Raw genomic sequence first — 26,491 nt, 5'->3', positions numbered from 1 at the left:
TGGCCTAAGGTTCAGGGCAGCAGCCGGTAGCCCACGCCCCGCACCGTTTCAATCGTGTTCGTCCCGAACGGAACATCGATCTTGCGGCGTAGATAGCCGATATAGACCTCGACAAGATTGTCGGGGCCACGATAGTGCGCATCCCAGACTGCGGTCAGAATCTCGGACTTGGCGACGACATCGTCCTTGTGCCGCATGAGGTATGCCAGCACGCTGAACTCTTTGGGAGTCAAAGCGATTTCGACACCTTCACGGTGCACGAGATGGCGTGCCGGGTCCAGAGCCAAAGTTCCCGCGCTGAGGACCGTCGGTCGCTCCGGGGCGCCCCGCCGGACCAGAGCACGTAGTCGGGCGACCAGAATTCTGAAGGAGAATGGTTTCGTCAGGTAATCATCCGCGCCCAGGTCCAGTGCGTCGATCTGGTCATACTCGCCATCCTTCGCCGTGAGCATCAACACCGGCGTCCAGATGTTCTGCGCCCGAAGCTGTCTGAGGACCTCGTACCCGCTCAGTCCTGGCAACATGATGTCGAGGACGATCGCGTCGAAGGACCGATGCGCGGCTTCATCCAGTCCGGCGACGCCGCTGCCGACCGCTACGACGGCAAAACCCTCCTCGCGCAATCCGAGCCGAAGGGCGGTGCTGAGCTGCTCTTCGTCTTCAACCACCAGAATTCTCATCGCGATCTTTCAGCTCGAACGTGCCGCGCCGCGCCGCGCCGTGGCACGCTATCGCACCCCCGATCCCGCGATGTCACCGCCGGCATCGCGGGGATCGGGAAATTCCACGACCACCTCCACCGGGGCCGACGTCAAGTGCGGCGGTGCCAGATACGGGTAGGCGACCACAACCGCGCCGCCGAGACCCAGCAGGACCAGTGCGGCCAAGGCCACCACCGCAACTGTGCTGCGAACCTCCATCATCGCCCCCGTGCGGCGTCAAGACGCATTGCATGAGTCCTCATACCAGCACCGTGACACCGTTGCCCTGAAAGGACACTGAAGGAACGCTTGCCCCATCGCTGTTTCCACCGATACCAGCGGGGCCGATGGTGAATAGTTGGTCGTCGAGATCCTGCGGTTGCTGGGACCGTAGCGCCTCGCTGATGGCGGTCACCCGCTTCACGCAGGCGTCGTCTTCGCTGGCCAACAGGGATCCTTACACCAGCGCGAGGATGATCGCCGTCGCCAATCCCAAGGAGACCAACACCACCAGGGAAGAGACCGAACAGCCTTACGGTTCGTCACGGCCGACCGTAGAGCCTGAACTCTGCTTAGCATGGCGCCCCTGTTCTACCTGCCCCAAACACCGCCATCACCTGTATCACGCCACGGGTCTTCGCGGTACGTCACATCGGCACCATGGATGCGGAGATCGTGGCGTGGTGCACGAGGATTGCAGGCATGATCTCGATAACCATCGGTCCGCAGCTGGCGGTCGTGTGCGCGGTTATGGCTGCAGCGTCCGGCGTGATCTACGTGCTGGCGCGGATCGGTCCGGTCTGGGTGGTCCCAGCCGCGGCAGTGCGTGCCGCTGTCCAACTGGCGGCGGTCTCGGCAATACTCGCGGCGGCCATGTCACGGTTGTCGACATCGCTTGTCGTACTGGCGGTGATGTTCGTGGTCGCGATCTGGACGGCCGCCCGGCGCAGCGAGGCGAGTTCCGGCTCGAGGTGGTTGGCTCTACCCGTCCTGGCCGGGCTGACGATCACCGTCCCACCGATGCTGCTCACCGGTCTCATTCCACCGACTGGAATGGCCATCATTCCGATCGTCGGAATTGTGCTGGGCGGCACCATGACTGCGGTCTCCGTAGCCGCCCGACTGGGGTTGACCATGTTGACCGTGCGCGCCGGTGAGGTGGACGCCGCGCTGAGCCTGGGGTTATCCGACCGGGACGCCAGGATGGAGATCATTCACCGGGCCAGCGCAGACGCACTGGTACCCAACGTCGACCAAGCCAGAACATCCGGCCTGGTCGTGCTGCCGGGTGCATTCGTCGGCGTGCTGTTGAGCACGGGTTCGGCAACACAGGCCGGCGCCGTCCAGGTCCTGGTCATCGTCGCGCTGCTGCTGTCGCAAAGCTGCGCCGTCGCACTGACCAGCGAACTGATCGCCCGCTGCCGCATCGTGCGCACCACAGCCCACTAGCTGGACAACGGTGCGGCCGCCGGGCACCGATGTCCCCCAGTCCCGCACCTGCGGCAGGGCGCTCACACCTGCGTTTTCATCGACCCTTCAGCACGGCCTATCCACACTCGGTGCGGTGCGGAGCAACAACAGCAACAATGCAAATCCGGTGGAGGTCTTCTCGATGATCTCCTCGAGCGACACGCGACATGGCTGCGACGGGCGACACCCCTGGCGATTCACACCGAATTTCAGCCCACCTACGTTGTCGGCGACGAGATCGCTTTGAATCACATGGTGCGCGACCTGGTCGACGGCGCCGCCCGCCGTGCAACCACCAGCCTCGACCTGTCGGTGTATCGGCAATGCGGTAATGCCGTCGTCGTAATCGGCGACGATGGTGAGGACCACCGGCAACCCGACGCGGGTGCGCCGCGTTCAGGCGATGATTGCATCGAACCGCACAGTGTTTCCGAGACGGTGACACAACACGGCGGCACCATCACCGTCGACGACCGGCCAGGAGTAGGCACCTTCGTGACGGTCACTCTGCCTTCCACGCGTCAACGCTGATCAGAGCGATCTCTCAGCGTCGCTTCAGGAAGTAATCCCTACCGTGTCCGTTAGTACGCAGGCACTAACCATTGCCTAGCCTAAATTCGAATTGAGGTTGCGTGGTCCACTACATGGCCGCAGGTGGCGCGTCGATCGCCGCCCAGCTGGCCGGCAGCGGCCTGATAGGCCTGCGCGAAGGCCTCGAAACCGGCATCGTGGTGATGATCCTGGTGGCCTTCCTGGTCAAAAGCGGACGCCGCGACGCGTTGAAATGGGTCGCGGTCGGCGTGGGAGCAGCTGCCGCACTCGTGGCGGCCATCTTCCTCGGCATCCACTACGGCACCTCCACCATCTCCGGGGTCACCGCCGAACTCTGCGCCGGCATCGCCTCACTCGTGGCCGTCGCCATCGTCACCTCGATGGTGCTGTGGATGCGCACCGCATCCCGCACCATCTCCGGCGACCTCAAATCCGGCATGGAAACAGCCATGGCCGCAGGACCTTTCGCGATCGTCAGCCTGTCCTTCCTCGCGGTCGGCCGCGAAGGCGTCGAAACTGCTCTGTTGATGGTCGGCTACGCCGAGAACTCGGCGGGCGACAATTGGCCGCTCGTGGGGCTCCTCATCGGCATCGCCATCGCTGTCGCCCTGACAGTCCTGCTCTACTTCGGCGCCCTGAAGATCAACTTCACCGTCTTCTTCAAATGCACCGGGACCCTGCTGATCATCGTGGCGGCCGGGATCTTCGGCTACGGTGTGCGCGCCCTCCAGACCGCAGGTTGGCTGCCCGGGCTGCGAAACATTGCGTTCGACATATCCGACTGGTTCTCGCTGTCGAGTTGGTACGGTGCCGTCCTCCAGGGCATCTTCAATTTCCGCCCTGACCCGACCGTATTACAGGCCGCCGTCTGGATCTGCTACACCGCGATCGTGCTGCCACTGTTCCTGCGGCCCATCAAGACGCCTGCACCGTCAGCGACCGCGACGGTGACACCGGCCACGTCTGAGCAGAAATGACATTGGCACTACGCAAGGATGCCGACGCCCAATCGCTGTCTGCCAACGACTTTGGAAACGTGATGCCATCGCAGCTTGCGAATTACAGCGCCGCCCACATGGAACTGGCGGAGCGGCTGCACTTTCGACTTTTTCGCCTCATGGCCGCCCTGCGCCGGTACGAATATGATCAGGCCGCCCCCAGCGCACTCACCCTCACCCAATGCTCGCTGCTCTATCGCCTACGCGAGCAGCAATCCATCCGGATGTCGGACTTGGCGGCCCACGACCGCGTTGCAGTGCCCACGATGTCCAAGGCGGTGGGCAAACTCGAGGCTCTCGGGATGGCCTGTCGGACGCGCGGCGCCGCCGACGCCCGCAACGTCCTCGTCGAAATTACGCCGAAAGGTGTTCGGGCACAGCAGCAAGCCGTCGCAGACCTACTGGAAGGGATGCTCACCTCGCTTGGCCCCGACGAAATCGTGGCGCTGGAAGCCGCCCTGGCCTCTCTGGAACGTCTCCCGATCCCCGCGCCGAAACCTGATTCTGACCCGGTGACCGAAGACAGCGTCGAGGACATCGACGCATCCATGCGGCGCGGCGGCCGCGGCCGGCTCTGAATAGCCGGCGCAGGCAAAATACGTCGGAAATATATGCGGGACAATTGATTTACCCAGGCATGGCTTCGGCCGGCCGGCTCCCATACGGCTAGCCCGAACAAGATCGAAAAGACACCGTCCGGTCCAATTCGACTTGTCTGTCCGCTTCCGACATTCCGCCCCACACCCCGAACGGTTCGGCAACGGCCAGGGCGTGCGCTCGGCACCGCGCGATGACGGGGCATGAGCTGCACAGCGCTTTGACATTTGCCTCTCGGCGTTGCCGAGCGCGGCCACGTTCTCCCTCAGGCGAGTAGAAGACGGATGCGCATCTCGCTGCCGACCAGGGGCCAGGATTATTGGGGCGCGACGACACCTTGCACCTGGCTTACCTCCTTGGACAGCGCGTCGATCGCGCGGGACAGTTCTTGGCGCTGCGGCTCGCGGATCGTGTCGTAGGCGACGAATCCATCACCGAGCCGGTACTGCGCCACCAGCTTCTCGACGTTCGCGAACTGGGTGTCCACACGCTTGCCCAGATCGGGGTTGCGTTCGTCGAGGATCGGACGCACCGAGGCCACCGCGGTCTGCGAGCCCTGCACGTTGGCGTTGAAGTCCCACAGGTCGGTGTGGCTGAAGATGTCTTCTTCGCCGCTGATCTTCGACTTGCTGATCTCGTCGAGCAGGCCCTGCGCGCCACCGGCGATCTGGGTGGAGTCGATGGTCCAGTCGGGCGCCTTCACTCCGGCGTCCAGTTCCTTCACATCGGCCAGCAGCTGGTCGGCCAGCGCGGCGGCGTCGGGCTGCAGCCCGGTGACCCAGAGTTGCTTCTCCAGGGCGTGGAAGCCGGTCCACTTCTGGCCGGGCTCGAGGTCGGCCTCACGGAGGTCGATGCGCGGGTCCAGATCGTTCGGGAAGGAGGAAGCGACCGGTTCGATGCGCTCGTAATAGGTACGGGCGACTGGGAATTGGGCCTTGGCCTTGGCGATGTCGCCGGCCTTGACTGCGTCGACGAACGCCTGGGTAGCCGATATCAGCGCATCAGTCTGGCTGTTCACGTAGCGCTTGTAATTGTCGGCGGCTTCCTTGAATTTGCCCTCGGTGTCGACCAGGACCGTGTCACCGCTGACCTTGAAGTCGCCGCGGATGCCGTCGCCGATCATGCCCGGCTTGCACGCCGTCTGGTAAGTGCCCGGCTGGGTGAGTCGAATGATCAGCTTGCGCTGCAGCCCCGGCGAGATGTTCTCCACCTCGCCCATCACCTGATCGCCTTCGCCGTAGACGTAGAACTCGGTGACCTTGGTGCCGCTGTTGGTGATGTTGAACGTCGTCGCACCGGTCTTGGCTTCGGTGCCCGACAGCTCGCACTTGTCGTCAGCAGCACTGACCGCGACCTCGGATGCCACTCCGCCCTGGCTTCCGGGCTGCGATCCTTCTGCAGCCTGTTTCGCAGTACACCCGGCGAGCGGAGCGCCAAGCACGACAACGGCCGCAAGGGCACTCGGGATTACGGACTTCTGCACTGGTAGGACCTCTCGTCTCGCACACTTGGGAGAACCGACAGTCGCCGCCCGGGACGATCCGTGGCCACCAGCCACGGCATTGCCCTCGGTCGTCGTTCTCGTCGACACTCGCGCCGCCGTTAGGTAAGGCGACCCTCAATAACGCCGTGGCACACACTAGGTGGATCCCGCTGAAGGGACGCTGAGAAGCACCTCGATCAGGGTGACGCGACCGTTCGTCGACGTTGGCTTCTTCAGCGTTGGTTCAGCGTGCCGTCGATACGTTCGGCCGCATGACCAACACTGTGCCCTCCAAGGCCGATACCAAACGCGTGATGCTGAGCAAGGTTCCCGAGGTCACGGTGTGGTTCTGGATCATCAAGATTCTCTGCACCACGGTCGGCGAGAGTTTCGCGGACTGGATCAACATGGGCCTCGGTGTCGGCCTGAACCTGACAGCACTCATCTTCACCGCGGTGCTCGCCATCGTCCTCGGGGTCCAGATGACCCTGAAACGCTATGTGCCGGCGGTCTATTGGCTGACCGTTGTCGTCCTCAGCGTCGCCGGTACCCTCTACACCGACATCTTGACCGACGCGCTGGCCGTTCCGTTGGCGCTCAGCACCACCGTCTTCGCGGTGCTCCTGGCTGCGGTGTTCGGCATCTGGTATGCCCGAGAAGGCACGCTGTCCATCCACAGCATCATCACGCCGGCTCGCGAGGCCTTCTACTGGCTGGCCGTCCTCGTCACGTTCGCCCTCGGCACCGCCATCGGAGACTGGACCTTGCAGCTGACCGGGTGGACCCCTGGCATCTCGGTGCTCCTGCCTGCCGGACTGATCATTTCGATCATCATCGGCTGGCGCTTGGGCGCCAACGCCGTTCTGTCGTTCTGGCTGGCCTACATCCTTACTCGCCCGCTCGGCGCCAACCTCGGCGACTGGTTCGCCTCGGCATCGGCCGACGGCGGGCTGGGCCTGGGTTACGGCATCACCAGCGTGATTTTCCTGGCCGCGATCCTCGGCGCCGTCGGCTATCTCTCGGTGTCGCACGCCGACCTCATCGACGGCACAACCGCTGCCGCGGCCCCTGTCGCCGGGGCCCGACCGAAACGGGAGCACATCATGCTCGGCTACTTCGGCGCCGTCGCCGTCGCCACCGGCGCTCTGTTGGGATGGGCGGCTTCCCAGCCGCTCTCCGCTCCAGCGGCCAGTGATGAAGCCGAGGGCGGATCTTCGGCCGCGACCGTATCGCTGAGCCCTGGCCAGGCCGGCGCCACCTTCCCGGCCAACGCGGTCGCTGCGTACACCACCATCGTCGAGGACACTCTGGCGAAGGTGCAGGCAGGCGACCAGGCCGGCGCTACGGCCCGGATCACCGATCTAGAGACGGCGTGGGACAACGGTCGAGCGACATTGGAGCCGATGAACGGTCAGGTGTGGACCGTCCTGGACGGCCAGATCGATGCGGTGCTACATGCAGTCCGCGCGAGCAACCCCAATTCTTCTCAAGAAAATGAAGCGCTTACAAGACTTTTGACGAGCCTGAGGTAATTCAACCGAGTCATCGGGGCGCTGCACTGGTGGATCGATCGATGGCAGTGGCAATGCATTGATGCACTACCGAGCGGCTGGCGGCGATGTTCCGCCAGCCGCTCGACGTGAATAGACCGACGGTACAGTGCTATTCGCCGGGCCCGTCGGGAAGGTCTCCGGGTTCGGGTAAGTCAGGCTGGCCCGGAATGTCAGGACCATTGACGGCGGTGGGCGACTGCGGCAGAGCGCCACTTGGCAGAGCCACAGCGATCCCGCCTCCCACACCCAGCAAGATTCCTGCCACTGCACACCCTGCGGCAATCTTGAAGCGCTTACTCATCACACCATCTCCTTCTAAAACGTCGCGGCTCGACGTTCACGCTGCCACTATTGCCGAGGCACCCTGAACGCCCGCTGAATCACTTTGCACCCGCATTCAGTGTCTGTTCAGGGCCCGCGATTCACCCTGATCGCCTGTTGGACAGCGGCGCGAATTGGAATGGCATTACAGCACTTTGTCATCAGCAGCTGAAGGCATTGCGGGACAGCACCATAGAGGCATCTCGCACATCCGGACGAGGAATGTACGCCGTGCCGCAATATCGGTTCGCCTCACCTTCGATTGTTGCTGCCACCTTCCGATCCTGAAGACTTCTTCAGGACGGCAGTCAATCGGCGGCAAATCACAGTTCGGTAGCACAGCGATCCTCACCTCGAAAGACTCAGACACCGACGCCAGAATGGCTACCGCCAAGATTCACTCCCGAGAATGCGTCACCGGAACCGCAGGAACTTGCCTGGCTGCAACAAATTTACGTTGCTACTGTCCGGGCATGGGTTACGGGGGATCGGGTGACACCAACGCAGTAGCGCACGACCGCCACTCGGGTAATGGATCGAAAGGTCCAAAACCGGAGCGTATTTCAGATTCAGGTGCCTTCAGGTCAGCGAATCGGAACACAGGTACGCGTCCTGAGAGCCCACTCGCGTTGTGTGCAGCACTCATCGCTCTTGTCTTGCAACACATCCGATTGCACCGCACCAATCGCTACTCCCGGGTGGGCGTCGTCGGCAACGCTGACGCAAACGTGTCGTTGACCAGTTACGGGAGACGCATCTCCACGGTGTGGCAGGCCATCGAAACCATTGGCGCCGGCGGCGTCAAGCCTCGTCGCCTGATCCTGTGGCTGGACGACACTGCCGCTTTGGCCGATCTGCCACCCTCACTGAAACGGCTACAAGCACGCGGGCTCGAGATCCGCAGTTGCGCGGATTACGGCCCGCACAAAAAGTACTTCCCGTACGTCAATGAGATCTGGCCGCTGGAGCCTGCTCGTACCCTGGTGACCGCCGACGACGACGTCTTGTATCCCGCGAACTGGCTCAACGACCTTCTGAGAGTGCATGACCCGAATCAGGTGACTGCCTTTCGGGCACGAATTCGACATGATGGCCCTTACCGTACGTGGCCGATGTGCACCACGACAGCAGCCTCGGACAAAGTATTTGCAACCGGTACGTCCGGCGTGGCGTATCCGCCGGCGGTCCTTCGCGCACTCAGGAATCGCGGGGACGAGTTCACCCGGGTATGTCCGCGTGCCGACGATTTCTGGCTGCACTACGCCACGCTCGCTTCGGGTTTACAGGTTCGGCAGGTTCGCCAGACCGCCGCATTGTGGTGGTCGGTCCCGACAGCACTCAACCGAGGACTGTGGGACGGCACCGGTAGCGCGAATGACGCGATCGCAAGCCAGACGCGTCAGTTCTGGGCGGCGAATGGGGCGCCGTCAACTTCCGATCCAGGTGACGACGCTGACCGAACTTCAGAGGCCACCTCTATCGAATGAGCGACACGCCTTCGCCGTGAAGCTCGTTGCGCACTTTGGCGATTCGTCCGGCCATCGCCAACAACAGGCTCTTGGCGGCACCACGAACTTCAGGGCCTCGTCCGGTGGACCAGTCGATGTCAGTAGCGATCAATCGCACGCCGCGGGTACGCCACGCTCCTGCAATCACCGGGCTGACGCGCGCGAAGTTCAACGCCACTCGGAGGCGATCCTCGGGGACCGTCCGCAGGAGTCCCAGCGGTCGGCGAACGTCTTGCTGATGGACCAGGCACTCGATGAGCGCGGCCCGGCAGCCGTAGAGCGCTCCAACCCCGTCCGGCTCCGCCCCCCGGCGCATCAGTTCCACCAATCGCCCCGGTTCCGCCGACTTCATTTCGTCCAGCCCACCCGAATTGAGTCGGTCGATTCGGCCCCGAGCCCGGATCATGTTGGCCGCGAGCACAGGTCGGCTCTGCCCGAGATAGGCGACGGTATGCGCAACGACGTCGCGCACACTCCACCCGTGACAGAGGCTTGGCTGAATCCACTGTTGGGCATCCAAGGCCGCCAAAGCCTCCGCGAACTCAGCACGCTCGCGCTGCGCGAGCAATCGGATCCGAGCCACGCCATGAGTCTCGTACACCGAGGAGGCGCAGGCCATAGACCTCCCTTCTCGAGGGCAGTCATGGACTGCCGACCAAGGTGCTTAGTATTTTCTTAATTTATCCTTACTTTTCTTATTTTGATGTTACCGTCGACCCTCACGTACATCGCTGGAGGGGGATCCATGCACAACCACGTGATCGTTCTGGGGGCGGGCATCGCCGGGTTGCTCGCGGCGGCCGCACTGGCAGACGAGAGTACGGCCGTCACCATTGTCGAGCGAGATGTTCTGCCCGACAGGCCGATCGATCGCCGCGGGACGCCGCAGGCGCCGCACCTGCACAGCGTGCTCTCCCGCGGGTGGCTGACCATCGAGGATCTGTTGCCCGGCTTTCTCGCCGAGCTCAAAGCGTCGGGAAGTATCGTCCTCGACGACCCGCACCTCGGAGCGCGGATCCATGTCCAGAACGGCCCCTACACGCTGAACCGCACCGATCCGATCGCAGATCCGGTCGCGCTGACCATGCACCTGGCAACCCGCTCGCTGGTCGAGCACCAGTTGCGCCGGCGCATCACCGCGTTGCCCAACATCACCATCGCCGACGGTCACGACGTCGTCGATCTCATTGCGGAGCAACCCAACCGCATCACCGGTGGCACGATCAGGGACCGAGACACCGGTGAAACGCGATCCCTGAGCGCCGACCTCGTCGTCGATGCCACTGGTCGCGGCAGCCGCACTCCCCTGTTGCTCGAACAGCTCGGCCTCGGCCGACCTCCACAACAGTCGTTCGCCGTGCAAGGCGCGTACTACAGCCAGCGCCTCGCCATCCCCGAAGACACCACCTTCGCCGAACGTCTGGTCCTGGTCGTGCCGCCCACCAGCGCCGGCCGCGGCGGACTCACCATCGGCGAAAACGGCACCTGGACACTGACTGTCGCCACGCACTCAGGCAACACACGCGCAGCCCCGACGACGTTCACCGAGATGCTCACCGAAGCCCAGCGCTTCCTTCCGCCGCATATATACACGGCACTCCAGAGCGCACGGCCACTCTCCGATGTCCTCGTACATCGCTATCCCGGCGGCACGTGGCACCGTTACGACCGCCACTCAACCCATCCCCGAGGCCTCGTCGTCGTCGGCGACGCGGCGTGCTGCCTGGATCCGATTCACGGACAAGGCATCACGCTGGCAGCCTTGCACGCGCAGGCGCTGGGTGAGCACGCCCACTGCGACCGCGAGATCGAACCCCAACGCTTTCACGACGCCCTGGCGACCATCACTGCCCCGTTGTGGGCATTGAACCAGCCGCCCGGGCCGCTCCAGACCCGGTCGCTGCAGGGACGCGTCCTGCGGTGGGCGCGCCTCAAGATTCTCGACGCCGCCCAAGACATCGTCGTCACCGAGCGCCTCATGCGGGTGGTGAACCTGATCGATCCGCCACAACGGCTCTTGCACCCGGCCATGGTGGCCAGGGTGTCCGCCCACCATCTCCGCCGATCATTCACCACGACACGTCCTCAGGAGGCCGTTCATGCTTGACATCGCCTACCGCGACGCGCGCCAGCGCGTCACCGAGTTGGTCGCCCGCCTGGACGACGACCAACTGACCGCCCCTGTACCGGCAACTCCCGAGTGGACAGCACGCGAGGTCCTGGCCCACCTCGTCGGTGGGGCAGCCGACGCCGCCAGCGGACGCGTCGACGGCGCACCCGGCCCAGAGTGGACGGCGCGACACGTCGCCGAACGACGCGGCACGTCACGCGAGGCGCTGCTGCGGGAATGGGATGCCGTCGGCGACATCATCGAAACCGGCCTGGTCGGCCAGCGGTTCACCGGACCCAACATCGCCGCTGACCTCATCTGCCACGAAGCCGATCTACGCGAAGCGTTCGGACTGGGTCGCGTCGACCGCACACATTGGCACGACCCGTTCTTGGAGGTCATGATGCGCCTGCTGAACCAGCGGCTGCGTCACACCGCGACTGTCCTCGTTCACGACGAATCCGGCCGCCAATGGCAGTGCGGCAGCAGTGAACTCGCGGCCAGTGTGCGTGTCGACGGTTACGAGCTGCTCCGCGCCATGTTCAGCCGGCGCTCCCGCCGCCAGATCTCCGCGTGGAACTGGACGACGACGCCTTCCCCTGCGCTCGTCGACGCCTTCGGATTCTTCGGGCCCCGGGACGATGACCAACCCATTCCCAGCCACCGGGGCTGAGACAGCCCGCAGCCGAACCAGTCCGTCTGCTGAGCCGACATCAAGATGGGGTGGCGCCCCCTGTTTGAGGTCACCGGCGAAAAGCCCAGGTCTGCTGCGGATGTCCCGCTACTCGAAACACGATGGGAGATAAACAGTTCGGAGGCCGGCACCGAGACTCTGAGTCCGACGTTGTGCCGAAATCCGATTCATTTGCTCAACCCCGCCTAACCCCAACGTGTCAGGTCGCAACATCAGACCATCAGCGGTCGTGCCCTCCGTGGCGGCCCCAGTCGCCGTCGCCGCCGCGATGGTGATCCGCCTGGGACGTGTCGTGCTGCCCGCCACCGTGGTGGTGCGCATGACCATCGGAGCCCAGCGCGTATCCCGCAGTGAAGATCGAACCGCCGATCACGAGCGCGGCGGCCGCGGAAGCGATGACGGCGACGAGGCGACCGATGCGGCCCTGGGGTTTGAATCGTTGCCAGCGTGAACGCGTTTGCGCGGGTGTCTGTTCAGGTTCGATGAGTTCTGGTTGATCAGTCATGACATCCACCTTCACCCGGCCGGATGAGGACCGAATGAGAACCCCCTGTGACTTGCCGATGCCCGTTCCGCAGGCGCCGTCAAGTGCCTCAGTCCCTGCCTCTCGGAGAACCCACTGTCTACCGCGGGCGTGAGGCTCGCTGACTACACGGGCCGGGTCCTGGAGTGGATCTAGGTCGGCCAGCTGACCGCACTACGCCACACGTAGCCACTCGGCTAGTACCCTGACCACGTGACCACCGACGCCCGCCTGTCGCGCACCGAGTACAGCGCCGCGCAGACCCGCGTACTCAATGCCGCCTACGACCTGTTCGGCGACCACGGCGTCAGCGGCACCTCGCTGCAGATGATCGCCGATGCCATCGGGGTCACCAAAGCCGCTGTGTACCACCAGTTCAAGAGTAAGGAAGAGATCGTCATCGCGGTCGCCGAGACCGAACTGATCGGCCTGCAGGACGCCTTGGACGCCGCCGAAGCCGAACCCGATCAGCCCACCGCCCGCGCGGTGCTGCTCGCCAGCGTCGTCGACATGGCCGTCACCCGCCGCAAGCTCACCGGCGTGCTGCAGTTCGATCCCGTCGTGGTGCGCCTGCTGGCCGAATACCCGCCGTTCGCGCAATTCATCGAGCGGCTTTACCGCGTGCTGCTCGGCGAGGGCGCCGGCGTGGAAGCTCGGGTGAATGCGGCCATCATGTCCGGCGCGCTGAGCGCCGCCGTCATGCACCCACTGGTCACCGACATCGATGACGACACGCTGCGAACCCAGATCCTCAAGGTCACTCGGAGGATCCTGGACCTGCCTCAGGGGTGACGGCTGGTCACTCCCCCGTCGACCACCAGATACGTGCCGGTGATGAACGACGCCTTGGGCGACATCAGGAACGCCACCGCGGCCCCCACCTCCTCGGGCCGGCCCMGCCGGCCCAACGGTGCGGCCTGCTCGAAGCCGGCTTTGATCTCCTCGATGTCCAACGCGATCTGCAGCATAGGCGTGCGAATGAAGCCGGGGCACACGGCATTCACGCGGATGCCCATCGGCCCGAACTGTGCCGCCATCGACCGGGTGAGCCCCAGCAGGCCGGCCTTGGACGCACAGTAGGCAGGGATGAACGGATTGGCACTCAGTCCTTCGATACTCGAAATCCCTACCACCGCAGGCGATTCATCCGCACGGGCGGATACCTCCAGTTTCGGGAGCATGGCTTGCACCAGCAGCGCCTGCGCCCGTAGGTTCACGTCGAGCACCGCATCCCAGGACTCTGCGGTGTAGGCGCCGACCGGTTCCGGGAGCACCCGTCCGGCAGCGTGCACCAGCCCGCTGAGTTCACCGGCGGCCGCCAGAGCGTCCGCCACCGCGTCCATATCCGTGACGTCGAGCACCGCACCCGACATGCCGAGCGCACCGGCGACCTCGGCCACCTCCGGGGCGAGATCCCACAACACCACCTCACGGCCATCGGCGACCAGCGCCTCCGCGCTGGCCCGCCCGATACCCGACGCCGCACCCGTCACCACCACAGCTCCCATGGGCGACAACCTAAGTCAGCAGCGCCGCCCCGTGGGCGATTTTGCGCCACGCACCGCGTGCACCACATCATCGGTGAACCGCTCCAACAACAGCTCCTGCGTCGCCGCCAGATGCCGGCGGGCAATGCGTTCGACCTCCTCGGCCCGCCCCGCCGCGATCTCGTCGACGAGCCTGCGGTGGGTCTTCACCGCTCCGCGCGCCTCGGATGTCGACGGGTATTCGCCACGGCGCACCAGCGCGTCGGCCCACTTCTCCTCCTGCGCCGACCAGAGGGCCACCAGACTGCCCACCACGTGGCGGATGGTGGCGTTCGGGGTGAATTCGACCACCAGGTCGTGGAATTCGCGGGCGCAGCGAGTGAATGCGGCACCGTCGGATACCACCTCGGCACTGGCATCGACATTGCGGGTCAGCACCGGCACCACCGCCGTGAGCCGGTCGGCCCGCCGTGCCACCTCGGCCGCGCACAACGGTTCCAGCAGTTGTAGCCCGGCCGCCAGATCACCGATCGGCACCGCTGCGCCCTGCAGGGCCAGGCCGAGGTGATAGGCCGCCGACGACTCGTCGGGCCGGTGCACCTGCGCTCCGCCGACGCTGCCACGGCGCACCGTCACCAGGCCTTCGGTCTCCAGGATGCGCAACGCTTCCCGCACCGACGGATAGCTGACCCCGAACTCGGCGACCAGCTGATCCTGGGTGGGCAACTGCTCGGCGCCGGCCAGGATTCGGTTGCGCAGATCGGCGGCCACCGTCTCGGCGATGCGGCGCTGCGGGGTGGGCACGAAATGAATACTAGCAATCCTTATAAGGATTGTCGTACGATCGCCGGCGTGGACTTCGACATGGGGCCCGACGCCGCCGCCCTGCGCACCGAACTGCGCGACCTGGTGAAATCGCATGTGCCCGACGACTACCTGGGTGCCTTCACCGACAACCCGGCTGACCTGGAGATCGCCCAGAATTTCTGCCGCGAACTCGCCGACCGGGGACTGCTGTGCATGTCCTGGCCCACCGAGTTCGGGGGGCGGGACTCGTCCCCCTGGGAGCAGACCGTCGTGCGTGAGGAGATGTGGGCCCACCACGAACCACGCGGCGCGCAGTACATGGGCGTCAACTGGGTGGGGCCGATCATCATGCGGTTCGGCACCGAGGAGCAGCAGCGCACCCACTTGCCCCCCATCGCGGCCGGCGAGGTCATCTGGTGTCAGGGCTTCTCCGAACCGGAGGCCGGGTCGGATCTCGCGTCGCTGCGCACCACCGCGGTGCGCGACGGGGACGGCTGGCGGATCAACGGTCAGAAGATCTGGACGTCGTACGCGACCATGGCGCAATGGTGCTTCCTGCTCGCGCGCACGTCAAAACAGGAGAAAAAGCAACGGGGTTTGAGCATCTTCCTGGTGCGGATGAGCGACCCCGCCATCACCGTCCGCCCAATCAAGACCATGATGGGACCGCATCACCTCAACGAGGTCTTCTTCGACGACCTGCGGGTGACCGACGCGGACATCCTCGGCACCGTCGACGACGGCTGGACCATGGTGCAGAACGTGCTGGCCTTCGAACGGGTCGGCATCGCCCGCTACGCGCGCTGTGAACGGCTGTTGCAACTCGCACCACAAGCCTTGGGCGACACCTGGTCGCAGCTGCCCGCCGAACTTCGCGGTCGCTGGGCGCGGATGCTCACCCACTGCAGGCGTGCCCGGCTGATGGCCTACCGGATCGTGGCCCTGCAGAGCACCGGCCAGGTGCGCCCCACCGATTCCGCGGCCTACCGGATCGCGGTGACCAAACTGGACCAGGACAGCGCCGAGGTGTTGATGGAGATCGCTGCCGCGTTGCCGGACAACCAATCTCGCCACTTCCGGGCCGAGGTCGAGGATCACTGGCGCTACTCACAGGCCTCGACGGTGTCGTCGGGCAGCATCGAGATGCAGCGCATCCTGCTGGCCCGCACCCTGCTGGCGGCGTCATGAACATCGACCTGAGCGCGGAAGCCAAAGAGTACGGCGCCGAGGCCCGCAAGGCCTTCGACGCCGCCGGCGGTGACGCACTGTTGCAGCGCGCCGAGGCCGATCCCGCCGGCCGTGCGGCACTGGTCATCCCGGTGCTCGACGGCCTGGGCGCCTGGGATCTGGAGCCACGCACCGACGCCGACTCGGCCGAGGCCGCCGCGGCCCTGTGCCGCAGCGCTGGATACTGGGCGGTCCCCTACCCGGTGGCCGAACGACTGGCCCGAACCGAGGGGGCCGACGGGTTGTTCGTCGTCACCGGGCACGCCCCCGCTGCCACCATCGCCGGACTCGACGGCACCTGGGCGACCGTCACCGCCGACGGACGACGCGGCCGGGTGACGGGCACCGCCGATGACCGGGCCGGGTTCGTCACCTCCCTGCGACTGGACCCGATTGATGACCAAGGCCGCGATGACATCGCGCTGGCCATCACCTTGCCATGCTGGACGCTGCTCGGAATGCTCGACCGCGCAATGGATCTCACCATCGCCCACGTGCGACTGCGCCAACAGTTCGGCCAGCCGCTGTCGGCATTCCAGAGCGTGCAGTTCCAGCTCACCGACGCCGAAGTGGAACGCAGCGGACTGGAGATGCTGGCCCGCTACGCCCTGTGGAGCGGTGACCTGCCGGACGCGTTGGCGTTGCGGATGGCGGCCCTGGAAGCCGCCGAGGTGGTGTTCCGGGTGACCCATCAACTGCATGGCGCCGTCGGATTCTGCGAGGAGACGACGCTGTCCTGGCTGTCGCGCTACAGCCAGCCGCTGCGCCGGTTGCCGTGGGGCCTGTCCGCCACACGGGAGCTGCTGGCCGACGTGGTGGATGCCCACGGCCTGACCGGGGTGTACAGCGCGTGAGTCTCGAGGACTTCCGGCAACAGGTCCGGAACTGGTGCGTCGAGCACGTCCCCACCGACTGGCGCGCCGCACAGACCGGCGTGAGCGACGCGGAGTACGTCCGCTTCCAAAAGGAGTGGTTCGCCGAATTGCACAGTGCCGGTTACGCGATACCGCACTGGCCGGCCGAGTGGGGCGGCGGGATGTCGGTCGCGGAACAGGCCGTTCTGTACTCCGAACTCGCCGCGCACGACGCCCCGCGACTGGTACTGGCCTTCATCGGCATCCATCACGCCGCCTCGACCCTGCTGGCCGCCGGCACCGAGGAGCAGCGCCGGCGGCATCTGCCGGCGATCATCGACGGCGAAATCTGGGTGCAGGGTTTCTCCGAACCCGAGGCGGGCTCGGATCTGGCCGCCCTGCGCACCACGGCACGCCGTGACGGCGACGAGTACGTCGTCAACGGCCAGAAGCTCTGGGCCAGCGGCGGATTGCATGCCGACTGGTGCCTGCTGCTGGCCCGCACCGATCCCGATGCGCCCAAACGCCATGGCATTTCCTACTTCCTGATGGACATGACCAGCCCCGGCATCGACGTGCGGCCCATCCGGCAGGCCACCGGCGAATCCCACTTCTGCGAGGTGTTCCTCAACGACGTCCGCATCCCGGCCGCCAACCTGATCGGGCCCGAGAACAAGGGCTGGCAGGTGGCCCAGGAGACGCTGGGCGCCGAGCGTGGCATGACGATGCTGGAACTCGCCGAGCGACTCGGCAATGCCGGGTTCGGTTGGCTGGTGGCCGAATGCGCCCGCGCCGACATGCTCGAGGATTCGCTGGTGCGAGACCGGCTGGCGCAGTTCGAGATCGAGATCACCGGCCTGCGCGGCATCTGCCGCGACCTGGTGGAGCACGGCGCCACCGGACCCGCCGACGCGTCGATGGTGAAACTGTTCTATAGCGAACTGCTGCAGCGGATGACGGACTTCGGCGCCGAGATCGCCGGGCTGGCAGGACACACCGTGCTGGCCAAACCGATCTCCAGCGGCTGGGAGTCCGGGGCCTGGGTGCTCGACTTCATCGGCTCGTGGGAATGGACCATCCCCGGTGGGGCCAGCGAGATCCAGCGCACCATCATCGCCGAACGCGGCCTGGGCCTGCCCCGCGAACCGGTGGCCTCTTGATGGCCCGCGACTACGCCGAGCTGCACGGCGAACTGCGCAGCGTGGCAAGGGAACTCCTGGCAAAGGGCGATCCGAGTCCCGGCGCCCTGACGCAGGCCGGGTGGACCGGGTTGGAGATCCCGGATGCCCTCGGCGGCGCCGGGGTGTCCTTCGCCGAGACCGCGGTGATCCTGGAGGAACTGGGCCGGGCCGCCTCGACCACCGGCTACCTCGGCACGGTGCTGGGCATCTCCGCGCTGCTGGAGCTCCCCGCGGACGAGGCCAGAGACGGCTGGCTCACCGCGACCGCGGCAGGCGCCCCATCCCCTGTGGCGGTGCTGAGTACCGGCGATACCGCCGGAATTGTGTTCACCGTCAAGGATTTCCGGCTGGACGGCTACGCCGAGTTCGTCGCCGACGCCGCGGCCGCCCCGCTGCTGCTGGTCCTCGCCCGCGACAGCACGGGCACGGCCGTGCTGGCCGCCGTCGCCCCGGATGCCGAGGGCGTCACGGTCGCCGACCAACCTGTACTGGACGAGACCCGCCGCCTGGCCACCGTCCGGGCCGACGGCGCGCCCGCCCAGCAGGTGTGGCAGTTCGCCGGTGACCCGGAGGCGGCCGCGCAACGACTGGCCGACCGCGCCGCCGTCGCCGTCGCCTGCGACAGCCTCGGGGTAGCCGAGGCGATGCTGGCCGCCACCGTCGACTACGTGGCCGTGCGGCACCAGTTCGGCCGGCCGATCGGGTCGTTTCAGGCGGTCAAACACGCCTGTGCCGATATGGCGGTGCACATTCGGGTGGCCCGTCAACTGGTGGATGCCGCCGTGGACGAACTGTGCGACGGCGCCCCGGCGTCTGTCGCCGCATCGATGGCGAAGGCATACGCGTGTGACACCGCTGTGCAGGTCGCGGGCAAAGCGATGCAGCTGCACGGCGGCATCGGCTACACGTGGGAGAGCGGCATCCACGTCTACCTGAAACGAGCCGCCTTGAACCGGTCACTCTTCGGTTCGCCCACCGCGCACCGCAAAGCACTCGCCGTTCGCTACGGATAACGCCGGACGTCACACCACGCAGCGCGCGATGTGACATTGTGGTGCTCGCTGTGCGTCGACTTTGAAGGAGTGAGCATGAATCGGTGGTTGGCTGCCCCAGTGGTGATGGCCGCGGCGACACTGGCCGCGTGCTCGTTCTCGGCTTCGGTCGGCGACACGTCGGTGAAGAAGGAAGACGTCCAGAACCAGATCAGCGAGAAGGTTGCCGAGCAGGGTGGCACCAAGCCCGATTCGGTGGCCTGCCCCGGCGATCTGAAGGCCGACGTCGGCGCCACGCTGGACTGCAAGATGTCCGACGGCAAGAAGAACTACGGCGTCAACGTCACGGTGACCAGCGTGGACGGCAAGACGGTGAACTTCGACATCGTGCAGACCGTCGACAAGGACGCCGTCGCCGAGCAGATCACCGAGCAGCTCACCCAACAGGTCGGCCGCGCACCGGAATCGGTGACCTGCCCGTCAGATCTCAAGGGCGACAAGGGCGAGACGCTGCAGTGCGAGCTCACCGACGGGGGCGAGACCTACGGCGTCACCGTCACCGTGACGAGCGTCAAGGGTGGCGACGTCAAGTTCGACTTCAAGGTCGACGACCAACCGAAGTGACCCTCAGCGGGTGGCCACGGTGTGGTTGACGTGGTGCAGACCCGCGAGCACGCCGGTGCGAGGGAAGGCCAGACCGTTGGCGACGAATCGCCGTTCGGCCGGGTCGGTCTGTACCGTCCAGCCGCGGGCGGCGAGGTAGTCACCGACATCGTTGCGCTCACCGGAGTAGAGCAAGTCGCTGAATTCGCCGTCGAGGTCGGCTTCGGCCGGGTTCCAATCCGCCGCCAGCCGGCTGACGGGCGCGCTCAATTCCGCGATCAGGTCGAAGAGGCCGTTCTGCGCCTCGGACGACAGGTACCCGAGAAGCCCTTCCGTGATCCACGCGGTGGGCTGATTCGCATCGAACCCCCTGTCCCGCAGGGCCTTCGGCCAGTCCTGGCGCAGATCGATGCCGATGCTGTGCAGGTCGACCGTGGTGCGCACGCCGAGACCCGCGAGGGTGGCGACCTTGAAGTCGATGACGGCGGGCTGGTCCAGCTCGAAGACGGTGGCACCCGAGGGCCAGTCCAGCCGGTACGCCCGGGTGTCCAGACCGGACGCCAGGATCACCGCTTGGCGTACCCGGCGGCGGTTGCGTCACGGAAGAACTCGTCGAAGAACTGGGTGCGGACGGCCATGCCATCGGCGGCCACCGTTGGGTCGATACCCTCCTGCTCCGTGAACCCGTCCGCCAGCCGGACGTATTCGGCCAAGCCGACGGCCTCGACCAGCGGGCGTGCGTAGGGGTCGTCGATGAGCGGGCTCGGCCCCGTCGAGGCCAGTGGGCGGATGGCGGCGACGCCGGTCGCGAGGTCCCAGGTGTCGTTGTCGGTACGCGTCATGATCTGCTCCTATGAAAATTAGTTAGACAATTTAACTATATTATGTGCCCGCGCTGTGCGGCCTGTCCGAAGTCGCTGGGAGTTGACTGTGCTCGCGAGCGCGGACGACACCGGGTGGACAAACTGAAAGCTGCGGCGATACCGCACGGCCATCTCGCCGTCACCCTAAAAAGGAGCTCACGATGCACGTCCGACAGACCCGGCTGGCCATCGGCGCCGGCACTCTCGCCGCATCCGCGTTGTTCGGTCTGTTCGGCGCCATCCCCGCTGCCCTGGCCAACGAAGACCCGGCCGCCAATCCACCGAACTGCACCGCAGGCGATCTCGAACAGGTGCGTGCCGGCGTCTCGGCCGCCACCTCGGCCTACCTGTTCAGCCATCCTGATGTGAACGGCTTCTACAGCAGCCTGAAGGGCCTCACCCGCGAGCAGGCGTCGGTCAAGGCGAAGGCCTACCTGGCACAGAACCCGCAGACCCGTGACGAGCTGGCCGGTATCCGGCAGCCCATGACCGACCTCAAGAACCGCTGCGGGCAGGTGCCCGGCGCCTGACCCTCGCGTGCCCACCTTGTTAGCCTTTTCGTCATGCAGCGGTGGGCGCAACGCACGGTCATGGTGACCGCGGCCGTCCTGGCCGCCGCCACGCTGTCTCCGGCCGTTGCTCCGGTCGCCGTCGCGACCGGTGACATTGCCGGCACCACGGTGGTCCTGGACGCAGGCCACAACGGCGCCAACGACGGATCGCTGACCCGGCAAGTCCCCACCGGGCGCGGCGGCACCAAGGACTGCCAGACCACCGGCACTGCCACCGATGACGGCTATCCCGAGCACACCTTCAACTGGGACGTCGTGCAGCGGGTACAGGCCGGGCTGGAACAGCTCGGCGTACACACCGTGTTGACCCGCACCGACGACGCGTCGGTGGGCCCGTGCGTCGACCAACGCGCAGCCACCGCCAATGCGGCGACGCCGGGCGCGATCGTCAGCATCCACGCCGACGGCGGCCCCGCCTCGGGCAGCGGCTTTCACGTGAACTACTCAAGCCCGGCGCTCAACGCCGCCCAGTCGGGCCCGGCCGTCGAACTGGCCACCATGATGCGGGATGCCCTCGTCGCATCGGGGATGACGCCGGCGAGTTATATCGGCTCGCACGGACTGTACGGCCGCGCCGACCTGGCCGGGCTGAACCTGGCCGAATATCCGGCCGTCCTCGTCGAACTCGGCAACATGCGCAATGCGCGAGACGCCGCACGGATGGAGAGCGAGGGCGGACTAGCGGAGTACGCGACGGCCGTCGTCTCCGGGGTGGCCAACTACCTTCGATCGACATCTACCGCAGGCTGAGCGATGAGCACACGCCCGTTACTCGGCTGCCTGCTGGCCGCGCTGCTGATCCTGACCGGTTGCAGCACAACGGTGCTCGACGGGCACGCGGTGTCCATGCTGTTCGACCCCAGCCGTGCCGGGGGCCTGCCCGCCAAGGACGGTTACAGCGGGCAGCGCGCAGGGTCGCCCGAACCCGTGCACACCGCCGTCAACAGTGACGGCGGCCCGGCCGACCACCTGGCCCTGCTGGCCGTCGACGACCTGGAGGATTTCTGGTCGCACAACTGGAACGGCGCACTGACCGGCACCTTCTCGCCGGTCTCCGGGCTGGTGTCCTATGACTCCAACAGCTCCACCAATCCGGATGTGTGCGGCGGGGACCTGACGGACATGGCCAACGCGTTCTACTGCTTCAGCAATGACTCGATGGCATGGGACAGAGGCAGTTTCATCCCCGGCGCGGCGAAGTACTTCGGCAACATGGGCGTGGTCGGCATCATGGCCCACGAGTTCGGCCACGCCGTCCAGGCCAAGGCCCACCTGGTAGAGAAGGGCACGCCCGTCCTGGTGAAGGAACAGCAGGCCGACTGCTTCGCCGGGGTGTACCTGCACTGGGTGGCCTCCGGTAAGTCACCGCGATTCTCGTTGTCCACCGGCGACGGCCTCAATCATGTTCTGGCCGGGGCCATCTACATCCGTGACCCGCTGATGACCCAGGAAGAGGCGCTGGTCTCCGGCGACGCCCACGGTTCGGCGCTGGACCGGATCAGCGCCTTCCAGATCGGCTTCAGCGGCAACGCCGATCAGTGCGCGGCCATCAACATGGCGGAGATCAAGAAACGCCAGGGCGATCTGCCGCAGTTCCTCTCCTATGACGCCTACGGCGTTCCGGCTGCCGGCGACAGCCCGATCGACGCCGACCTGCTCGACAAGCTGATGGCCGCCCTGAACCAGATCTTCACACCCGCCAACCCGCCGCAACTGAGCCTGGAACCGATCGGCTGCCCCGACGCCAAACCCACGTCGCCGGCCTCGTATTGCCCGTCCACCAACACCATCGGTGTCGATATGCCCGCGCTCGCGGAAGTCGGCACGCCGCGCAGCGAGAGTCAGGGTGTGCTGCTGCAGGGCGACAACACCGCGCTGTCGATGGTGACCTCGCGCTACATGCTGGCGCTGCAACACGAACGCGGCGTGCCGCTGCAGTCGACCACCACCGCCTTGCGGACGGCGTGCCTGACCGGTGTGGCGCAGAGCAAGATGAGCGAACCCGGTGGTCCGCTGATGCTCTCGGCCGGGGACACCGATGAAGCCATCTCCGGCCTGTTGACCAGCGGTCTGGTCGCCAGCGATGTGGATGGTTCGACGGCGCTGGCCGGCTTCACCCGCATCCTCGCCTACCGCGCGGGCCTGCAGGGCGACGCCGAGCAGTGCTATCAGAGGTTCTCCTGATGGCGATCCGGGTGGGTGAGACGTTCGGGCCCTACGAATTACGCGCACTGCTGGGCGTCGGCGGCATGGGTGAGGTATATCAGGCCTTCGACACGGCCAAGTGGCGCATGGTCGCCCTCAAACTGCTGCGCCCCGAGTTGGCCGCCGACCCATCGTTCCAGGAACGGTTCCGGCGCGAATCGCGAATCGCCGCGCAGCTGCAGGAACCACACATTATTCCCGTCCACGATTTCGGCGAGATCGACGGCGTGCTCTACATCGACATGCGCCTGGTGTCCGGGCACAACCTGAAATCCGTTCTGGCCCAGCAAGGTCCCATGCACCCGTTGCGGGCCGCAGCGGTGGTGACCCAGATCGGGGCGGCACTCGATGCCGCGCACGCCGGCGGACTGACCCACCGCGACGTCAAACCTGAGAACGTGCTGCTGACACCCGAGGACTTCGCCTATCTGGTGGACTTCGGCATCGCGCGGTCCGGTACCGACAGCGGGCTGACCACCGCCGGTTCGGCGATCGGGTCCTGCGCCTACATGGCGCCCGAGCGGTTCACCGACGGTATGGTGGGCCCGCCGACCGACGTGTACTCACTGGCCTGCCTGCTCTACGAAATCCTCACCGGCACGCCACCTTTCCCGTCCGGCGATATCGCCGTGTTGATGAACGCGCACCTGTTCACCCCGGCGCCGCGACCCAGCGCCTCGTTGCCGGGCATCAGCCCGGCATTCGACGACGTGGTCGGCTGGGGGATGGCGAAGAACCCCGCCCAACGTTGTCCGACGGCCGGCACGCTGGCCCGGGCCGCCACCGCCGCGGCCACCGCGACGTCCACCACTCCGTCGGCACCGACGCTGCTCAACCCGTCCCCGAAGACTTCCGGTCGCACCGCACTGTGGGCGATCATCGGGGTCGGTGTGCTGGTCGCACTGGCCGGCGTCGCGGCGTGGCTGGTCGTCGGCGGCCGCGAAACGAGCACCGCGGTGCGCTCCACGGTGACGCACACCGCGACGGCGCAACCGACCACAACCCAGAGCGTCTCGACGACGACCACGGCCGCCATCGCGCCGAGGGCATCCCTGCCGGGCACCGACGCGCTGGGCTTCCTGGCCTACCCCGGTGCGCGGTGCGATCCGGGCCAGGTCCCGGTGACCCTGGCGCGGACCGCGCAGTCCGCCGTCGTGATCTGCCAAAACTCTTCGGGGACATATGTTTACCGCGGTGTCCGGCTCAGTGACAATGCGGGGATCGAACTCGGCAACGCGGTGCCGGTGCCCAGCGGCGGCTTCGACGTCACCAATCCTGCCGACGGCACGCGCTACCAGGTCCGCAACACCGCGTTGACCATCACCGGTCCCGGCGGCCAGGAGCACACCGAATCGATGGAGCAGTATGCGTCCACGTTCTGAGGCCCGATGAACACACCGACCGATCCGATCCAGCCCTGGTGGGCGCGGCCGGGCGGCGCACCCGCGCCTGGTGCCGCCCCTCCCCCGCGCGCGCCCTACGTGCCGCCGCTACCGCAGCGGCCGCCACCCCCGCAGCCGGACCCCAATCGCTACCGGTTGCCACCGCAGCCACCCACCCAACATCGGGCGCCGAACACACCGGCACGCCCGAAGCTGTTGTTGTTCGGCGGGATTGCCGCCGCGGTGGTGCTGGTCGCAGTCGTGGCGGTGAGCGCCTGGGCGTTGATGTTCCGCGACAGCACCGTCATCGAGGTCGCGACGGCAGAAGCCGGTGTGCGGCAGATCCTTTCCGATCCGGTGAACGGCTACGGGTCGAACACCATCAGCGCGCTGCGCTGTAACGGAGGCAAGAATCCGGCCGCCGCCAAGGGCAACAGCTTCACCTGCGAGGTCGAGATCGACGGTGCGGTGCGCCATGTCACCGTGGTATTCCAGGATGACAAGGGCACCTTCGCCGTGGACGGGCCGCGCTGACTACTGCGCGCCGGGGCGCTTGTGCTGATGTCCGTGCACACCCTCGGCGTACGCCGTCTCGGCGTGCTGGGTGAAGTCGATCCCGGCCAGCTCGTCCTCCCGGGTGACCCGGAAACCGAAGGTGGCGTTGATGATCTTGCCGATGGCGAAGGTCACCGCGAACGCGAACGCCGCGACCGTCACGATGCCCACCAACTGCTTGCCCAGCTGCGTCAGCCCGCCCCCGTAGAACAGCCCCTGCGGGCCACCGGACACCATCTCGGCGGCCAGCAGGCCGATCAGGAAGGTGCCCACCACGCCGCCGACGAAGTGCACCCCGACCACGTCGAGGGAGTCGTCGTAGCCGCCCCGGAACTTCCAGCCGATGGCGAAGGAGCAGACCACGCCGGCCGCGGTCCCGACGACCGCTGCACCGAGGGGCGTCACGAACCCGCAGGAAGGGGTGATCGCGACCAGTCCGGCGACCACGCCGGAGGCCGCACCGAAGGTGGTGGGACGGCCGTCGCGCACCCGTTCGACGGCCAGCCAGCCGAGCATGCCCAGGCAGCCGGCGACCAGGGTGTTCAGGAAGATCACGGCGGCCTTGCCATCGACTGCGAAGGCGGAGCCGGCGTTGAATCCGAACCAGCCGAACCACAGCAGGCCCACCCCGAGCAGCACGAAGGGCAGGTTGTGCGGGCGCATGGCCTCGGATTTGAACCCGATGCGCGGCCCGAGTACCAGGGCTAGCGCCAATGCCGATGCACCCGAGACGATTTCGACGACGAGACCGCCGGCGTAGTCCAGCGCGCCGAAGCTGGCCACCCAACCGTCCGGACCCCACACCCAGTGCGCCACCGGGGCGTACACCAGCAACGTCCACGCGGGCAGGAACAGGATCCACGCCGAGAATCTGGCCCGGTCGGCGATCGCACCGCTGACCAGTGCGGCGGTCAGGATCGCGAACGCCAACTGGAAGGTGACGAACAGCAGTTCGGGGACGTTGGACCGCACGGCCGTCAGGTCGATGTTGGCCAGCCCGAGATGGTCCAGGTTTCCGATCAGGCCGCCGCCCGCATCGGCGCCGAACGCCAGGCTGTAGCCCGCCAGCAGCCAGGTCACGGTGACCACCGGGATGGCGATGAAGCTCATCATGATCATGTTGAGCACGCCGGTGGAGCGGACCATGCCGCCGTAGAAAATAGCCAGGCCGGGGGTCATCAACAACACCAACGCGGTGCTGGCAAGCAGCCAGGCTGTCGCGGCCGGATCGATCTGCACACGGACTCCTTCGT

Annotated in this window: 30 protein-coding genes and 1 pseudogene; 19 read left to right on the top strand and 12 right to left on the bottom strand. The window is 66.2% G+C overall.

Annotated features, from left to right (window positions below):
• Positions 1-11 precede the first annotated feature (11 nt).
• From AC1DY7_RS22720 to AC1DY7_RS22710, 3 genes are read right to left on the bottom strand one after another with little or no spacing between them, the layout of a single operon-like run.
• Positions 12-680, bottom strand: coding sequence for a response regulator transcription factor (locus AC1DY7_RS22720; RefSeq protein WP_477495983.1), 669 nt, complete (start codon positions 678-680; stop codon positions 12-14).
• A 48-nt stretch (positions 681-728) separates the two neighbouring features.
• The gene (locus tag AC1DY7_RS22715) at positions 729-920 is read right to left on the bottom strand and encodes a hypothetical protein (protein ID WP_477495982.1); all 192 of its coding nucleotides are present in this window, start codon (positions 918-920) and stop codon (positions 729-731) included.
• Between the two features lie 40 nt (positions 921-960).
• Positions 961-1,149, bottom strand: a complete 189-nt coding sequence (locus AC1DY7_RS22710) for a hypothetical protein (protein ID WP_477495981.1) — start codon at positions 1,147-1,149, stop codon at positions 961-963.
• Between the two features lie 254 nt (positions 1,150-1,403).
• Between AC1DY7_RS22710 and AC1DY7_RS22705 the strand changes: the two genes are divergently transcribed.
• On the top strand, positions 1,404-2,150 hold the full coding sequence (locus AC1DY7_RS22705) for an ABC transporter permease (RefSeq protein ID WP_477495980.1): 747 nt from the start codon (positions 1,404-1,406) through the stop codon (positions 2,148-2,150).
• A gap of 87 nt (positions 2,151-2,237) precedes the next feature.
• Here the strand turns inward: AC1DY7_RS22705 and AC1DY7_RS22700 are convergent, their stop codons facing one another.
• Entirely contained in the window at positions 2,238-2,540 is a 303-nt protein-coding gene (locus tag AC1DY7_RS22700) for a hypothetical protein (RefSeq protein WP_477496105.1), read from the bottom strand.
• On the opposite strand from AC1DY7_RS22700, the gene AC1DY7_RS22695 reads away from it, so the two are divergent.
• The 3 genes from AC1DY7_RS22695 (at position 2,424) to AC1DY7_RS22685 (ending at position 4,299) form a co-directional block, all read left to right on the top strand.
• Positions 2,424-2,702 (top strand): hypothetical protein, encoded by a 279-nt coding sequence (locus AC1DY7_RS22695; RefSeq protein WP_477495979.1) that lies wholly within the window; start codon positions 2,424-2,426, stop codon positions 2,700-2,702. The two genes, AC1DY7_RS22700 and AC1DY7_RS22695, sit on opposite strands and share 117 nt — an antisense overlap.
• Positions 2,703-2,815: 113 nt before the next feature.
• Complete coding sequence (efeU, locus tag AC1DY7_RS22690; RefSeq protein ID WP_477496090.1) at positions 2,816-3,700, top strand: iron uptake transporter permease EfeU; 885 nt, start codon at positions 2,816-2,818, stop codon at positions 3,698-3,700.
• Positions 3,697-4,299, top strand: a complete 603-nt coding sequence (locus AC1DY7_RS22685; RefSeq protein WP_477495978.1) for a MarR family winged helix-turn-helix transcriptional regulator — start codon at positions 3,697-3,699, stop codon at positions 4,297-4,299. Before efeU ends, AC1DY7_RS22685 begins: the two co-directional genes overlap by 4 nt.
• Positions 4,300-4,387: 88 nt before the next feature.
• Here AC1DY7_RS22685 and AC1DY7_RS22680 read toward each other — a convergent pair whose 3' ends face one another.
• Positions 4,388-4,654, bottom strand: coding sequence for a WhiB family transcriptional regulator (locus tag AC1DY7_RS22680; protein ID WP_477495977.1), 267 nt, complete (start codon positions 4,652-4,654; stop codon positions 4,388-4,390).
• Entirely contained in the window at positions 4,635-5,684 is a 1,050-nt protein-coding gene (gene efeO, locus AC1DY7_RS22675) for an iron uptake system protein EfeO (protein ID WP_477495976.1), read from the bottom strand. Before efeO ends, AC1DY7_RS22680 begins: the two co-directional genes overlap by 20 nt.
• 389 nt (positions 5,685-6,073) lie before the next feature.
• Between efeO and AC1DY7_RS22670 the strand changes: the two genes are divergently transcribed.
• Positions 6,074-7,333, top strand: a complete 1,260-nt coding sequence (locus AC1DY7_RS22670; protein WP_477495975.1) for a COG4705 family protein — start codon at positions 6,074-6,076, stop codon at positions 7,331-7,333.
• Between the two features lie 1,040 nt (positions 7,334-8,373).
• Positions 8,374-9,162: a hypothetical protein gene (locus AC1DY7_RS22665; RefSeq protein ID WP_477495974.1), complete on the top strand. Its 789-nt coding sequence runs from the start codon at positions 8,374-8,376 to the stop codon at positions 9,160-9,162.
• On the opposite strand, the gene AC1DY7_RS22660 is transcribed toward AC1DY7_RS22665, so the two are convergent.
• On the bottom strand, positions 9,152-9,766 hold the full coding sequence (locus tag AC1DY7_RS22660) for a maleylpyruvate isomerase family mycothiol-dependent enzyme (RefSeq protein WP_477495973.1): 615 nt from the start codon (positions 9,764-9,766) through the stop codon (positions 9,152-9,154). The genes AC1DY7_RS22665 and AC1DY7_RS22660 overlap by 11 nt on opposite strands.
• 162 nt (positions 9,767-9,928) lie before the next feature.
• Here AC1DY7_RS22660 and AC1DY7_RS22655 point away from each other — a divergent pair, with 162 nt between their 5' ends.
• Together AC1DY7_RS22655 and AC1DY7_RS22650 are read left to right on the top strand one after the other, a co-directional pair.
• Positions 9,929-11,290 carry an NAD(P)/FAD-dependent oxidoreductase gene (locus AC1DY7_RS22655; protein WP_477495972.1) on the top strand — a complete coding sequence of 454 codons (1,362 nt, stop codon included), beginning with the start codon at positions 9,929-9,931 and terminating at the stop codon, positions 11,288-11,290.
• Positions 11,283-11,966 carry a maleylpyruvate isomerase family mycothiol-dependent enzyme gene (locus AC1DY7_RS22650; RefSeq protein WP_477495971.1) on the top strand — a complete coding sequence of 228 codons (684 nt, stop codon included), beginning with the start codon at positions 11,283-11,285 and terminating at the stop codon, positions 11,964-11,966. Before AC1DY7_RS22655 ends, AC1DY7_RS22650 begins: the two co-directional genes overlap by 8 nt.
• A gap of 241 nt (positions 11,967-12,207) precedes the next feature.
• Here the strand turns inward: AC1DY7_RS22650 and AC1DY7_RS22645 are convergent, their stop codons facing one another.
• Positions 12,208-12,492, bottom strand: a complete 285-nt coding sequence (locus AC1DY7_RS22645) for a hypothetical protein (protein WP_477495970.1) — start codon at positions 12,490-12,492, stop codon at positions 12,208-12,210.
• A 231-nt stretch (positions 12,493-12,723) separates the two neighbouring features.
• Here AC1DY7_RS22645 and AC1DY7_RS22640 point away from each other — a divergent pair, with 231 nt between their 5' ends.
• Positions 12,724-13,302, top strand: coding sequence for a TetR/AcrR family transcriptional regulator (locus AC1DY7_RS22640; protein WP_477495969.1), 579 nt, complete (start codon positions 12,724-12,726; stop codon positions 13,300-13,302).
• On the opposite strand, the gene AC1DY7_RS22635 is transcribed toward AC1DY7_RS22640, so the two are convergent.
• Entirely contained in the window at positions 13,293-14,018 is a 726-nt protein-coding gene (locus AC1DY7_RS22635) for an SDR family NAD(P)-dependent oxidoreductase (RefSeq protein ID WP_477495968.1), read from the bottom strand. The genes AC1DY7_RS22640 and AC1DY7_RS22635 overlap by 10 nt on opposite strands.
• A gap of 15 nt (positions 14,019-14,033) precedes the next feature.
• Entirely contained in the window at positions 14,034-14,801 is a 768-nt protein-coding gene (locus tag AC1DY7_RS22630; RefSeq protein ID WP_477495967.1) for a FadR/GntR family transcriptional regulator, read from the bottom strand.
• A 48-nt stretch (positions 14,802-14,849) separates the two neighbouring features.
• On the opposite strand from AC1DY7_RS22630, the gene AC1DY7_RS22625 reads away from it, so the two are divergent.
• From AC1DY7_RS22625 to AC1DY7_RS22605, 5 genes are all read left to right on the top strand, one after another.
• Positions 14,850-15,992: an acyl-CoA dehydrogenase family protein gene (locus AC1DY7_RS22625; protein WP_477495966.1), complete on the top strand. Its 1,143-nt coding sequence runs from the start codon at positions 14,850-14,852 to the stop codon at positions 15,990-15,992.
• Positions 15,989-16,885 carry an acyl-CoA dehydrogenase family protein gene (locus AC1DY7_RS22620; RefSeq protein ID WP_477495965.1) on the top strand — a complete coding sequence of 299 codons (897 nt, stop codon included), beginning with the start codon at positions 15,989-15,991 and terminating at the stop codon, positions 16,883-16,885. Before AC1DY7_RS22625 ends, AC1DY7_RS22620 begins: the two co-directional genes overlap by 4 nt.
• Positions 16,882-18,045, top strand: a complete 1,164-nt coding sequence (locus AC1DY7_RS22615; protein ID WP_477495964.1) for an acyl-CoA dehydrogenase family protein — start codon at positions 16,882-16,884, stop codon at positions 18,043-18,045. Before AC1DY7_RS22620 ends, AC1DY7_RS22615 begins: the two co-directional genes overlap by 4 nt.
• Positions 18,045-19,079 (top strand): acyl-CoA dehydrogenase family protein, encoded by a 1,035-nt coding sequence (locus AC1DY7_RS22610; RefSeq protein WP_477495963.1) that lies wholly within the window; start codon positions 18,045-18,047, stop codon positions 19,077-19,079. The genes AC1DY7_RS22615 and AC1DY7_RS22610 overlap by 1 nt, the downstream gene beginning before the upstream one ends.
• Positions 19,080-19,154: 75 nt before the next feature.
• Positions 19,155-19,682, top strand: a complete 528-nt coding sequence (locus AC1DY7_RS22605) for an anti-apoptotic protein (RefSeq protein WP_477495962.1) — start codon at positions 19,155-19,157, stop codon at positions 19,680-19,682.
• Positions 19,683-19,685: 3 nt separating this feature from the next.
• Here the strand turns inward: AC1DY7_RS22605 and AC1DY7_RS22600 are convergent.
• A pseudogene (locus tag AC1DY7_RS22600) lies at positions 19,686-20,503 on the bottom strand (SAM-dependent methyltransferase).
• A 182-nt stretch (positions 20,504-20,685) separates the two neighbouring features.
• On the opposite strand from AC1DY7_RS22600, the gene AC1DY7_RS22595 reads away from it, so the two are divergent.
• From AC1DY7_RS22595 to AC1DY7_RS22575, 5 genes are read left to right on the top strand one after another with little or no spacing between them, the layout of a single operon-like run.
• A complete protein-coding gene (locus tag AC1DY7_RS22595; protein WP_477495961.1) occupies positions 20,686-21,054 on the top strand; it encodes a heme-binding protein in 369 nt (122 codons plus the stop codon).
• Positions 21,055-21,087: 33 nt separating this feature from the next.
• Complete coding sequence (locus tag AC1DY7_RS22590) at positions 21,088-21,846, top strand: Rv3717 family N-acetylmuramoyl-L-alanine amidase (RefSeq protein WP_477495960.1); 759 nt, start codon at positions 21,088-21,090, stop codon at positions 21,844-21,846.
• Positions 21,847-21,849: 3 nt separating this feature from the next.
• Positions 21,850-23,280, top strand: a complete 1,431-nt coding sequence (locus tag AC1DY7_RS22585; RefSeq protein ID WP_477495959.1) for a neutral zinc metallopeptidase — start codon at positions 21,850-21,852, stop codon at positions 23,278-23,280.
• Positions 23,280-24,683, top strand: a complete 1,404-nt coding sequence (locus AC1DY7_RS22580) for a serine/threonine-protein kinase (RefSeq protein WP_477495958.1) — start codon at positions 23,280-23,282, stop codon at positions 24,681-24,683. The genes AC1DY7_RS22585 and AC1DY7_RS22580 overlap by 1 nt, the downstream gene beginning before the upstream one ends.
• A 6-nt stretch (positions 24,684-24,689) precedes the next feature.
• On the top strand, positions 24,690-25,217 hold the full coding sequence (locus AC1DY7_RS22575) for a DUF4333 domain-containing protein (RefSeq protein WP_477495957.1): 528 nt from the start codon (positions 24,690-24,692) through the stop codon (positions 25,215-25,217).
• Here AC1DY7_RS22575 and AC1DY7_RS22570 read toward each other — a convergent pair whose 3' ends face one another.
• Positions 25,218-26,477 (bottom strand): ammonium transporter, encoded by a 1,260-nt coding sequence (locus AC1DY7_RS22570; RefSeq protein ID WP_477495956.1) that lies wholly within the window; start codon positions 26,475-26,477, stop codon positions 25,218-25,220.
• Positions 26,478-26,491 lie beyond the last annotated feature (14 nt).

Source organism: Mycobacterium sp. P2_H7 (assembly GCF_056403275.1).
Note: the sequence above shows the minus strand (reverse complement) of the source record. Positions and strands in the feature narration are given on the sequence as shown.